The sequence below is a fragment of the Pseudomonas sp. LBUM1657 genome (assembly GCF_059716075.1).
This window is the reverse complement of sequence record NZ_CP166799.1, coordinates 1825247-1837529: the sequence shown is the minus strand read 5'-3', so window position 1 is coordinate 1837529 and position 12283 is coordinate 1825247. Positions and strand designations below refer to the sequence as shown.

Annotated in this window: 10 protein-coding genes and 4 tRNA genes; 4 read left to right on the top strand and 10 right to left on the bottom strand. The window is 58.4% G+C overall.

The window, feature by feature from the left end:
• Positions 1 to 86: 86 nt before the first annotated feature.
• Complete coding sequence (locus ACA055_RS08410) at positions 87 to 1049, bottom strand: zinc-binding dehydrogenase (RefSeq protein ID WP_497683205.1); 963 nt, start codon at positions 1047 to 1049, stop codon at positions 87 to 89.
• Between the two features lie 140 nt (positions 1050 to 1189).
• Here ACA055_RS08410 and ACA055_RS08405 point away from each other — a divergent pair, with 140 nt between their 5' ends.
• Together ACA055_RS08405 and ACA055_RS08400 are read left to right on the top strand one after the other, a co-directional pair.
• Positions 1190 to 3271, top strand: coding sequence for a carboxy terminal-processing peptidase (locus ACA055_RS08405; protein ID WP_497683204.1), 2082 nt, complete (start codon positions 1190 to 1192; stop codon positions 3269 to 3271).
• Positions 3272 to 3416: 145 nt separating this feature from the next.
• Positions 3417 to 5207 (top strand): bifunctional diguanylate cyclase/phosphodiesterase, encoded by a 1791-nt coding sequence (locus tag ACA055_RS08400; protein WP_497683203.1) that lies wholly within the window; start codon positions 3417 to 3419, stop codon positions 5205 to 5207.
• Between the two features lie 257 nt (positions 5208 to 5464).
• On the opposite strand, the gene ACA055_RS08395 is transcribed toward ACA055_RS08400, so the two are convergent.
• The 5 genes from ACA055_RS08395 to bamJ form a co-directional block, all read right to left on the bottom strand.
• The gene (locus tag ACA055_RS08395; protein WP_497683202.1) at positions 5465 to 5872 is read right to left on the bottom strand and encodes an SEL1-like repeat protein; all 408 of its coding nucleotides are present in this window, start codon (positions 5870 to 5872) and stop codon (positions 5465 to 5467) included.
• Positions 5873 to 6244, bottom strand: coding sequence for a hypothetical protein (locus ACA055_RS08390; RefSeq protein ID WP_003223109.1), 372 nt, complete (start codon positions 6242 to 6244; stop codon positions 5873 to 5875).
• Positions 6241 to 6582 (bottom strand): helix-turn-helix domain-containing protein, encoded by a 342-nt coding sequence (locus ACA055_RS08385; RefSeq protein ID WP_497683201.1) that lies wholly within the window; start codon positions 6580 to 6582, stop codon positions 6241 to 6243. Before ACA055_RS08385 ends, ACA055_RS08390 begins: the two co-directional genes overlap by 4 nt.
• Positions 6583 to 6696: 114 nt before the next feature.
• Positions 6697 to 7152 (bottom strand): YkvA family protein, encoded by a 456-nt coding sequence (locus ACA055_RS08380; RefSeq protein ID WP_497683200.1) that lies wholly within the window; start codon positions 7150 to 7152, stop codon positions 6697 to 6699.
• 293 nt (positions 7153 to 7445) lie between these two features.
• The gene (gene bamJ / locus ACA055_RS08375; RefSeq protein WP_497683199.1) at positions 7446 to 8162 is read right to left on the bottom strand and encodes a BamJ family beta-barrel-assembly machinery protein; all 717 of its coding nucleotides are present in this window, start codon (positions 8160 to 8162) and stop codon (positions 7446 to 7448) included.
• Positions 8163 to 8431: 269 nt separating this feature from the next.
• Here bamJ and ACA055_RS08370 point away from each other — a divergent pair, with 269 nt between their 5' ends.
• Positions 8432 to 10240: a di-heme-cytochrome C peroxidase gene (locus tag ACA055_RS08370; protein WP_497683198.1), complete on the top strand. Its 1809-nt coding sequence runs from the start codon at positions 8432 to 8434 to the stop codon at positions 10238 to 10240.
• A gap of 28 nt (positions 10241 to 10268) precedes the next feature.
• Positions 10269 to 11405, top strand: coding sequence for a catalase family protein (locus tag ACA055_RS08365; RefSeq protein ID WP_497683197.1), 1137 nt, complete (start codon positions 10269 to 10271; stop codon positions 11403 to 11405).
• 298 nt (positions 11406 to 11703) lie between these two features.
• Here the strand turns inward: ACA055_RS08365 and ACA055_RS08360 are convergent.
• From ACA055_RS08360 to ACA055_RS08345, 4 genes are all read right to left on the bottom strand, one after another.
• Positions 11704 to 11780, bottom strand: a tRNA-Asp gene (locus ACA055_RS08360).
• A gap of 18 nt (positions 11781 to 11798) precedes the next feature.
• A tRNA-Val gene (locus tag ACA055_RS08355) sits at positions 11799 to 11874 on the bottom strand.
• A 188-nt stretch (positions 11875 to 12062) separates the two neighbouring features.
• Positions 12063 to 12139 (bottom strand) — tRNA-Asp (locus ACA055_RS08350).
• Positions 12140 to 12158: 19 nt separating this feature from the next.
• A tRNA-Val gene (locus ACA055_RS08345) sits at positions 12159 to 12234 on the bottom strand.
• Between the last annotated feature and the right edge of the window lie 49 nt (positions 12235 to 12283).

Here is a 12283-nt window from a genome sequence, read left to right as displayed (position 1 = left end):
TGGGCTTGCTCGTGAAGGCGGACTTACATTCAACACAGGTGTTGAATGACACACCGCATTCGCAAGCAAGCCCGCTCCCACAAGTTTCAGGTCAGGCTCTCGTCTATCACCAACACCAACTTGCCCGACACTTTATTGGTCGCCAGTTCCGCAAACGCCGCTTCGGCATCCTTGATCGGGAAGGTCCTGGCCAGTTGCGGGCTCAGGCGTCCTTCGGCAAACAGCGGCCAGACATGCTGGCTGAGATCACTGAACAGATCCGCCTTGAACTGCTCGTCGCGACTGCGCAGGGTCGAACCCAGCAATTGCACGCGCTTGGTCAGTACCTGCGCCAGATCCAGCTGCGCCTCACGACCGCCCATCAGGCCGATCAACACCCACCGGCCATCGCGGGCCAGCAGCTTCAGATTCAGCGCGGCATAGTTACCGCCAACCGGGTCGAGAATCACATCGAACGGGCCCAGGTCGTTCAGACTGTCCAGATCGCCGTTGCGCACCACCCCACCCTGCGCCCCCAGCGCTTCGCAGTATGCCAACCGCTCGGCGGAACCAACGCTGACCCAGCACGGGTTGCCAAACGCTTTGCAGAGCTGAATGGCGGCTGAACCGATTCCACTTGCTCCGGCGTGCAGGAGAACTTTCTCACCCGGCTTGAGCGCAGCCAGTTGAAACAAATTCAGCCAAACGGTCGCATAGACTTCCGGCAGCGCGGCGGCTTCGGCCAGGGACAAACCTTCGGGTACCGGCAACACGTGCCGTCCGTCGACAACCACCTCTTCGGCCATCCCACCCCCGGCCAGCAAGGCGCAGACCCGATCACCCACCTGCCAGGACGACCCCGGGCCGACCTCGCTGATCACCCCCGAACACTCAAGACCCAGTACCTGACTGGCCCCCGGCGGTGGCGGGTAAAGACCTGCCTTCTGTAACAAATCGGCGCGATTGAGACCCGCAGCCGCCACTCGAATCCGAACTTGTCCTACATCGCATGTAGGACTCGGCTCTTCAACCCACTCCACTTGACCTTCAACGCCTTGCAATGCTTTCACAGTGCCTCCATAGTGAGTCTGGACTGAGCCCGTAGCTGTAGCGCCGGGCTTTCTTGCATTTTGTGACCGGCCCTTTGTGGAACCGGCGACTTCAAAGACGGCCTAATATGCGTGATCAATTGTCCCCGCGTCGAATCAGCATGAAGCATTTTTTCCCCAGCACCGCCCTCGCTCTAATCATTGGCCTCGGTCTGTTGCCGATGTCTGCCAATTCGTTCGCAGCCAATAGCTGGGACAAGCTTCAGCCTGATCGTGACGAAGTGATCGCCAGTCTGAACGTCGTCGAATTGCTCAAGCGCCATCACTACAGCAAGCCGCCGCTCGATGACGCGCGCTCCGTGATCATCTATGACAGCTATCTCAAGCTGCTGGATCCGTCGCGCAGCTACTTCATGGCCAGCGACATTGCCGAATTCGACAAGTGGAAAACCCAGTTCGACGACTTCCTCAAAAGCGGCGACCTGAACGCCGGGTTCACCATCTACAAGCGCTACCTGGACCGCGTCAAAGCGCGTCTGGACTTTGCCCTTGTCGAGCTGAACAAAGGCGTCGACAAGATTGACTTCAACGCCAAGGAAACCTTGCTGATCGATCGCAAGGACGCCCCTTGGCTCAAGTCCACCGCCGAACTTGACGACCTGTGGCGCAAACGCGTCAAGGACGAAGTGCTGCGGATGAAGATCGCCGGCAAAGAGCCCAAGCAGATTCAGGAAACCCTGACCAAGCGCTACAAGAACCAACTGGCGCGCCTGGACCAGACCCGTCCGGAAGATATCTTCCAGGCGTACATCAATACTTTCGCCATGTCCTACGACCCGCACACCAATTATCTGTCGCCAGATAACGCGGAGAACTTCGACATCAACATGAGCCTGTCCCTCGAGGGCATCGGTGCTGTGTTGCAGAGCGACAACGACCAGGTGAAAGTCGTGCGCCTCGTGCCGGCAGGCCCGGCCGACAAGACCAAACTGGTCGCACCGGCCGACAAGATCATCGGCGTTGCCCAAGGCGACAAAGAAATAGTCGACGTGGTTGGCTGGCGCCTGGACGAAGTGGTCAAGCTGATCCGTGGTCCGAAAGGCACCGTGGTGCGTCTTGAAGTCATCCCGGCCAGCAATGCGCCGAACGACCAGACCAGCAAAATCGTCCCGATCACCCGCGAAGCGGTGAAGCTTGAAGACCAGGCAGTGAAGAAGTCGGTCCTCAAGCTCAAACAGGACGGCAAGGACTACAAGCTCGGCGTCATCGAGATCCCCGCCTTCTACCTGGACTTCAAGGCCTTCCGTGCCGGCGATCCGGACTACAAGAGCACCACTCGCGACGTCAAGAAACTGCTGACCGAGTTGCAGAAAGAAAAAGTCGACGGCGTGGTCATCGACCTGCGTAACAACGGCGGCGGTTCCTTGCAGGAAGCCACCGAGCTGACCAGTCTGTTCATCGACAAAGGCCCGACCGTTCTCGTGCGTAACGCCGATGGCCGGGTCGATGTGCTGGAAGATGAAAACCCGGGTGCGTTCTACAAAGGCCCGATGGCGCTGCTGGTCAACCGCTTGTCGGCCTCGGCTTCGGAGATTTTTGCCGGCGCCATGCAGGACTACCACCGTGCGCTGATTATCGGTGGCCAGACCTTCGGTAAAGGTACCGTGCAGACCATTCAGCCGCTCAACCATGGCGAACTGAAACTGACCCTGGCCAAGTTCTACCGGGTTTCCGGCCAGAGCACCCAGCATCAGGGCGTACTGCCGGACATCGACTACCCGTCGATCATCGACACCAAGGAAATCGGCGAAAGCGCCCTGCCTGAAGCCATGCCGTGGGACACCATCCGTGCGGCCATCAAGCCTGCGCTTGACCCGTTCAAGCCATACCTCTCGCAGCTCAAGTCCGAGCATGACGTGCGTACGGCCAAGGACGCGGAGTTCGTGTTCATCCGCGACAAGCTGGCCCTGGCGCAGAAGCTGATGACTGAAAAAACCGTCAGCCTCAATGAAGCCGACCGTCGTGCCCAGCACGCCGACATCGAAGCCAAGCAGCTTGCCATGGAAAACCTGCGTCGCAAGGCCAAGGGCGAAGAGCCGCTCAAAGAGCTGAAGAAAGAAGACGAAGACTTGATCGCGGCCGAGCCGGACAAGACCAAGCCAGAAGACGATGCCTACCTGAGCGAGACCGGTCGGATTCTGTTGGATTACCTGAAACTCAACACCGCGGTAGCCAAGCACTAAGTTGCTACTAGCAAGATGATGGCAATTTAATGCTGACGCTCTCTGGAGCGTCATCAAACAGTCATCATTCTGTCGTGAAATAAAGGACTGGGAGCCTCTTTAACCAAGAGTGCTCCCAGTCCTTTTTTTATCGCCAGAGATCGCCATGACCACAACCGAACAGCTGAGTGCCTTGAGTTCAATACTGACTCAAAGCGGTTTGCACAGCCTGTTCCAGCCGATCATCTCCCTCTCTGAACGACGAATTATCGGCTACGAAGCCCTCAGTCGCGGCCCTTCCAACAGTCCGCTGCATTCCCCCATCGCCCTGTTCGCTGTCGCCCGCCAGGCCGGTCGACTGAGCGAGCTGGAAATCGCCTGCCGTGAAAGTGCGTGCCGGCGCTTCAACGAACAACAACTGCCGGGGAAACTGTTCCTCAACGTCTCCCCGGAATCCCTGCTCGAAGCCGCTCATCAGCCCGGTCGTACCCTGCAGCTTCTGCAGGATTTCGGCATACCACCCAGTCAGGTGGTGATCGAGTTGACCGAACAAACTCCGACCGACGATTTCCAGCTACTGCAAACCGCCCTGCATCACTATCGGGCAATGGGGTTTTCCATTGCGCTGGATGACCTGGGCGCGGGCTATTCGAGTTTGCGACTGTGGTCCGAGTTGCGGCCGGACTACGTGAAGATCGACCGGCATTTCATCGATGGGATTCACCAGGATGCTCTCAAGCGTGAGTTCGTCGGCTCGATCCTGCAAATCGCCAAAGCCTCGCGGGCGCAAGTGATCGCCGAAGGCATCGAACTGCCGGAAGAACTCGCCGTGTTGACCGAGATGGGCGTCGATCTGGTCCAGGGCTATTTGCTCTGTCGACCTCAAGAACACCCGCCCCGGGATGCCCGAACCTTGATGCCCAAACACGACAGCTCCGCCGTGGCGCTGAACGATGAAGCGAGCGACCTCAGCGCCCTGCTCAACGATCAATCGGCGGTGGCCCGTGATACACCGACCGCCACGGTTCTGGAGGCGTTCCGCCGCCAGGCCAACCTGAACTCGCTGGCAGTGCTCGACGAGCAAGGCCAGCCATGCGGCATCGTCCACCGACATTCGCTCTCTGACGCCCTGCTCAAGCCCTTTGCCACCGACCTGTTTGCCCGCAAGCCGATCAGCCGCTTGATGAACGACGACTTCCTCGCCGTTGAACTGAGCCAGTCGTTGCAACAGGTCAGCCGCCTGATCACCAGCCGCGCTCGGCAGCGCATCGAGGAGGACTTCATCATCACCCTCAACGGCGGCTATCTGGGCTTGGGTCGGGTCATCGATGTGCTCAAGCTGATTACCGAATTGAAGATCCAGCAAGCCCGCTACGCCAACCCGTTGACCCTGCTACCGGGCAACGTGCCGATCCAGCAATGCCTGACGCGGTTGCTGCAACAGCAACGGGAGTCGGTGATCTGCTACGTGGACATCGACAGTTTCAAACCCTTCAACGACATCTACGGCTACGGACGCGGGGATGAAGTCCTACTGTGCCTGGCGCAATGCCTGAACGATCGCGTCGACCCGTCCCGCGACTTCGTCGGCCATATCGGCGGCGATGACTTCCTGCTGGTGCTCGGTCCGGAAGATTGGCGTAAACGTTTGAACCTGCTGCTCGACGACTTCCAGAGCCAATGTCGTCGTTTCTATCGCAGCGAACACCTGGAGGCCGGCTGTTTCATCGCGCCGAACCGTCAGGGGGTGCGGCAGGAGTTTCCATTGTTATCGCTATCCATCGGCGTGGTGCATTTACATCCACAGGCCTGTGGACAACTCGATGCCAGCCAGTTGGCGGAGATGGCGTCGCAGGCCAAACACCACGCGAAGAATGTGCCGGGGTATAGCGTGCATGTGATTGATAGTTTGGCGGTGCCTGGGCTGGAAGAGGAATTACTGGTTGGGGAACAGTGATTGATCTGACGCCTTCGCGGGCAAGCCCGCTCCCACGCTGGATCGGCTGGGTACATACAATCCGCGTGACGCAACATAACCCCTGTGGGAGCGGGCTTGCCCGCGAAGGCGTTAGCTCAAGCAACACAATTCTTCAGTGCTGAAAACTCATCAGGAAGGTCGCGCCCGCAACTGCCGGCCAAACATTTCGTCAATAAAACGCAAACGTGGCGGGAGGTTTCCCTCACGCCACGTTCGTTTGCCGCACACGCAATTGTTTAATCCACAGAACCGCGGGACGCCAACTCTTTCAATTTGAGTTCAGCCAGCGGATGCCCGGCCTTCGCGGCCATGCCCCACCATTTCGCAGCTTCAGCGGCATCCGGCGCCTTGCTCGGCGTGCCCGCCAAACTAATCACACCCACCTGATACGCCGCCTTGCCATCGCCCGCCAACGCCGCCAGGCGCAGCAAGCGCACACCTTCCTCACGCGCCCCAAGGCCGACACCACGAAAGGTCAGGATGTGGCCATAGAAGCTCTGAGCGTCGACATCACCCAGGTTCGCCATGCGTGCGAATTGGCCCTCGAGCCAACTCCAGCCGCGCGGCTGGCGCACAAACCATGACCAGTGAAACATCCTACGAGCCAACCAGTAACCGGCCCGCGCCTTGAGTCGTAAAAACACTCAGGCTTCCGCCGATTCGGGGTATTCGTATTCGAACACTCGCACCACTTCAGAGGCATGCCAGGACGCGGCTGCGACACCATCGGACGGCCCGGAGAAACGCCCCAGACGCTCGACGCATTCGAAGAAACCGGTGCGCGGCAGGCGGCTGGCGCCCTGACTGATCACCAGCGAACTGCGCAAGGGCTGTTCGGCCTTGGCGTCCAGCGCGGCCAAGTGCTCAAGGGCAGCAGTCAGGGTTTGCATAGCCGGTGTCGGGAGCTGTAGACGCTCCAGCAACGCTCGATAAGTCAGAAGATGACGCTGACGGCGCGCCTGATCCAGTTCCCCCAGCAATCCGTCCCAATGTTGACGACTGATGCGTACGCTCACGATTCATCCCTCCACCCTGGCACCGTCAATTCCCAGGCCAGGCTGCGGCGAATCGCAGCGTCGGGTTGACGCTCGCCACTTTCGATCAAGGCCAGATAAGACGGGCTGATGCCTACCGTGCGGGCTAGCGCCTCGATGGCGATGCCCTTCCCTTCGCGCAAACTGCGTAGTTGATCCAGACCCGGAAGAATCTGGTCTGGTGTGGCCGCGGGAGGCACTGTGGCCTGGCGCGGCGGTTGTTCGATGATGCCTGCTGCTTTCAGTAGAGCCTGATACTGAGCCCATGGCAGAACCGCATATTCGGGTTCGCCTTCGCGTGTGATTATCTGAATATCCATGACTTCCCCGTAGGACAACGACACTTAGCGAGTCGGCACTTTTCCCTAGAAGTGTAATCCTAACAGCGGCCAAGGTCGCGGGGGGTTTGAATATAAGGATGATCTTGAATCGGCTCAGCTTTTTTTCGGCTTTTGAAGCTTCAGCTGCTCAGGGGTGTCGGGCAGGCGTTCGACTCTGGCGAGCTTCTCCGGCACCTGCCGATTGCGCCAGGCGCGGAAGGCGTTGAGTTCGTCGTCGAGGATCTTCATCAGCCAGGCCAGTACGGCAATATCGTCCAGCATGCCGAACATCGGAAGGAAATCCGGAATGGCATCCAGCGGGCTGAGGAAATACATCAAGCCGGCCACGACAGAGATGATCGCTTTGGGGCTGATGGCCCGATATTCGCCGCGCCAGTAAGCCAGGCAAAGCGCCTGCAGCAACCGTAGATCATCCTTGAGTTTGCCAAGTCGGTTGCCCTGACTGGCACCTTTGCTGGCCACCGCGAACAGCAGTGTCGGTAAACGTCCACGGGCGAGCAGCCGTCCGGCCAGTGGCAGGAAACGTGCAAAATTCCAGGGTGCTTTCATGATGCCTCCCGCTGAAATGTTATCCACACAAGTTGTGGATAACCTTGTGAACAGACCTACTTTTCACGCCTGAAAGCCCCGTTTCATAAGGGCTCAACTCAGATCGGGCGTTTTTTACTCACATAAAAAAACCCAAGATTTCATTGACTTGGCGCTCTGGCGCGGATAGCACAGGCGCCTTCAATGGCTATGACTCCAGCCTACAGCATCCGTTCGCATTGTTTACCCGTGCCGTACGCCAGATGCAACAACGCCCCGCATAAGCGAGGCGTTGTTTTCAGAGCAGACGCTGATTACTTGGCGGCGTCGTCTTGTTTCGCTGGATCCTTGATCGCCAGCAGTTCCAGGTCGAATACCAGCACCGAGTTGGCTGGAATCGCCGGGCTTGGGCTTTGCGCGCCGTAAGCCAGCTCGCTAGGGATGTACAGTTTGTACTTCTCGCCAACGTGCATCAGTTGCAGGCCTTCGACCCAACCCGGAATCACACCGCTGACCGGCAGATCGATCGGGCTGCCGCGCTCGACGGAGCTGTCGAAAACGGTGCCGTTGGTCAGGGTGCCGGTGTAGTGAACAGTCACTACGTCGGTCGGCTTAGGCTGTGCGCCTTCGGCTTTTTTGACCACTTCATATTGCAGGCCCGAAGCGGTGGTCGTTACACCGGTTTTCTTGGCGTTGTCTTCGAGGAATTTCTTGCCGGCGGATGCCGACTCTTCGCTCATTTTGGCCATACGCTCTTCAGCACGCTTCTGCAGTGCTGCGAAGGCTTCGACCAGTTCTTCATCCTTCAGCTTCTGTTCTTTCTTGCCGACGGCATCTTCGATGCCTTGGGCTACGGCTTTGGAATCCAGATCATCCATGCCTTCCTGAGCCAGGCTCTTGCCCATGTTCAGGCCAATCCCGTAGGAAGCTTTTTGCGCCGGGGTTTTCAGCTCTACGCTGGTCTGCGAATCACAACCCGCAAGTACCAGGCTAACCAGGGCCACCGCCGCCGCCAACCGATGCTGTTTCATGCTATTTCCTTGTTCATGCGCCTAAAGGGCAATCGAGTAAAGCCGCGAGCTTATCAGGCGGCCACGACCAATGGCTACCGGCATGAGAGCAGGAAACTTCTGATAAGTTCAGGTGTTTTAACGCATTTCCGGAATAGGAGGATGAAGCTTCTGTCATCTTCACCCCACAGAGGCAAATGCCGTATCCCACAACATCTGGCGTAATGGCCACTTGCCGCACCTTTGTGGCTAGGGCATAAGAGAGCGATAAATCGACAAGGATGTTTATCTTGCGCCTCTTAATCCGCTTTCTGGTTTTGATCGCAGTGCTGCTCGGGTTGGGCCTGGCCGTCGTTCTGTACTACGTTGCCAACCCGAAACTGCCCGCCTGGTCTCCTGCGCAACAGGTGCATTACCTTGAGCAATGGAGCGCTGCCGACCGCCAGACTTATTACTTCACCCCTCAGGGCACTCAGGTCAAAGGCTTGCGCTATGACTGGTTCAACGCGCTTGAACTGCCCTTCTCCCAACAACGATTTGCCGCCCCCGACTACCTTGCGCGTTTCGGTTTTCTGATCGATCCCAACCAGAAAGCCACGCCGAACAACCCCGGTAATCTGCCGGTGGGTTTTGCCCGGCATCAGAATCCGGGCAGCCAGGATGAATTTCTGGACATCACCTGCGCCGCCTGCCACACCGGCGAACTGCGCTTCAATGGCCAGGCTGTGCGGATCGACGGCGGTTCGGCGCAGCACGTTCTGCCATCCAGCGTTCCTACGCTGCGCGGTGGCAGTTTCGGACAAGCGTTGGTAGCCAGTCTGACGTCGACTTACTACAACCCATGGAAATTCGAACGTTTCGCACGCAACGTGTTGGGCTCGGACTACGACGCTCGTCATCAACAATTGCGCAAAGACTTCAAAGGCTCTCTCGATACCTTCTTGAAAGTGGCCTGGAACGACACCCATCGCGGACTCTACCCAACCGAAGAAGGCCCCGGCCGCACCGACGCGTTCGGGCGCATTGCCAACGCCAGTTTCGGCGACGCCATTTCCCCCGCCAACTATCGGGTGGCCAACGCTCCGGTCGATTATCCGCAGTTGTGGGATATGTGGACCTTCGACTGGGTGCAGTGGAACGGCTCGGCCCAGCAACCCATGGCTCGCAACATCGGCGAGGCCTTGGGCGTAGGCGCCACTCTGAATTTCTTCGACAGCAGCGGGCAACCACTCAAGGGCGACAACCGTTATCCGTCCAGCGTCCGGGTGCGTGATTTACACCTGATCGAAGAAACCCTGCAGCGACTCAAACCACCCGCCTGGCCGGAAGAACTGTTGGGCGTGGTCGACAAATCATTGGCTGCCAAAGGACGCGCGCTGTTCACCGAGAACTGCGCGGGCTGCCACGTGCCGCGCGTGACCCAAAGCGACGGGCGATCCGTGCAGCACCTGAGAATGCTCCCGGTGGATGTCATTGGCACAGACCCGGGAGCCGCCAACAATATTGCCGACCACCGTTTCGATCTGACCGCCTTGCAGTGGGACCCGGCCGAACTGGCGCAACTTGATGTTCAATTGCATCCAACACCCGCCGAACCTCTGGATCTCAGCAAGCTGTCGGTCGCCAAAGGACTGGCCTACGTCACGGCACTCGTCGAGAACCGGGCGTATCGCGACGCGGCTATCACGTCGGCCGAACGACCGGACATGGATGGCTTCGGCCTCCCGATCGGGGTCCGCGAACTGCGTGCCTACAAGGCCCGGCCGTTGGCGGGTGTATGGGCAACGGCGCCGTTTCTGCACAACGGTTCGGTGCCGAGTATTTATCAACTGCTCTCACCCCAGGATGAACGCTCAACCACCTTCTACAAAGGCACACTCGACTACGACCCGAGGCACCTCGGCTATCGCACCGAAGCCTTTACCAACGGATTCGTATTCGATACTCGCATCACCGGCAATCACAACAGCGGCCACGAATTCCGCGCAGGCAAGCGGAGCAATGGCGTTATTGGCCGATTACTGCAACCCGAAGAGCGCTGGGCGCTGCTGGAATATTTGAAAGTGTTGGGTGGACCCCTGGAATCACAACTGCCATGACCGTCGCTCCGGCTAAAAGGACTTATCCATGTTGATCACGCTATGGCTGCGATTAGGCGCTTTCCTCGGCAAGTTGCTGCTTGGGCTGCTGGGTCTCGGATTGCTCGGCTGGGCGCTGTCCACCGCGTGGTTCGCCTGGCAGCACCGTGGACCGGTGTCGGCTGAAGAACTGATCCCCGACGGCGAAGCCGCAATGACCCAGGCCATCATCCAGACAGCCGTGCGTATCGTCGACCAGCACCGCGAAAGCACGCGCTACCTGCGCGATGCCCACGCCAAGGCCCATGGTTGCGTGAAAGCCGAGGTTCAGGTGTTGCCGGATCTTGCGGGCGAGCTGCGTCAGGGCGTGTTCAGCGAACCCGGTAAAACCTGGCAAGCAACGATGCGCTTATCCAACGGTAACGCTTACCCTCAGTTCGACAGCATCCGCGATGCTCGGGGCATGGCGATCAAGTTGCTCGATGTTCCGGGTAAACAACTGCTCGACAATCAACAGGGTCGCGGCGAACAGGACTTCGTGATGTTCAGTCATCCGAACTTCTTCGTCAGTGATGTGGCCGAGTACCGTCAGAATGTAGGTGCACAGGCTGATGGCAAAAAGCTGATGGCGTTCTTCCCGGGTTGGGACCCGCGCAGCTGGCAGGTTCGCCATTTGTTTATTGCGCTGGCGACACTGGCGCCCACCCCTGAAAGTCCGACGCAGACTACTTACTTTTCAGTTTCGCCCTACAAATTCGGTGAGGCCAATGCGAAGTTCCGCGTCATGCCCGATCCGGCAAGTTGCCCGACTTACACCCTGCCCGTGCAAAACCAGAAGTTACCGAACTTCCTGCGCAACGCATTGAACCAGCAGTTATCGACTGACCGGATGCCGGCATGTTTCGTCCTGCAGATTCAGCGGCAGGCCCCTGCCAAGTACATGCCGATCGAAGACACCAGTATCGAGTGGAGCGAACGCGATGCGCCATTCCAAACCGTGGCCCGGATCAAACTGCCCGCGCAAGACTTCGACACCCCGGCGCTGAACCTGCAATGCGACAACCAGTCATTCAATCCGTGGTTTGGCCTTGAGGCTCATCGCCCTATTGGCGGCATCAACCGGTTGCGCAAAGCCGTGTACGAAGCGGTCAGCGACTACCGACACAGCCGGAACGCCGAACAGTAAACAGGCAGAAACGAAAACAGCGCCCAGAATAGGTGAATACCCGTCAGCGAAGTGCGGAACCAGTGGGAGCGGGCTTGCTCGCGTAGACGGCGGCACAGGCAATACTGATGTCGCCTGACACACCGCTTTCGCGAGCAAGCCCGCTCCCACAGGTTTTGCGCTTAACTTGGCATTACCCTAAGAGGCAGCTTTTTCAGTGAGAGGCCAGCACAACGCCAAACCCCAGACAGCAAAAAGCCCGCATTAAGCGGGCTTTTTCCGTGGTGACCTGGCGTTCAGCGTTCCAGGTTACCGAATATGGCGCAGCGGACGGGACTCGAACCCGCGACCCCCGGCGTGACAGGCCGGTATTCTAACCGACTGAACTACCGCTGCGCGTAACATTGAAAGTAGTGGTGGGTGATGACGGGATCGAACCGCCGACATTCTGCTTGTAAGGCAGACGCTCTCCCAGCTGAGCTAATCACCCTTTACCTTCGTTGCGGGGCGCATTGTGCCACAGATTTTCATAAAGTGTTGATTTAATTGATAAATTTATCAAAAAAATCTGAAAACCAGTAAAACGACACACCCTGCAGGAACTACGGACAGAAAAAAACCCGCCTAAGCGGGCTTTTCCGTGGTGACCTGGCGTTCAGCGTTCCAGGTTACCGAATATGGCGCAGCGGACGGGACTCGAACCCGCGACCCCCGGCGTGACAGGCCGGTATTCTAACCGACTGAACTACCGCTGCGCGTAACACTGAATGCGAATGGTGGGTGATGACGGGATCGAACCGCCGACATTCTGCTTGTAAGGCAGACGCTCTCCCAGCTGAGCTAATCACCCTTCACGTTCGGTGTGGCGCGCATTCTACGGAGCGCTCCAACCTCTGGCA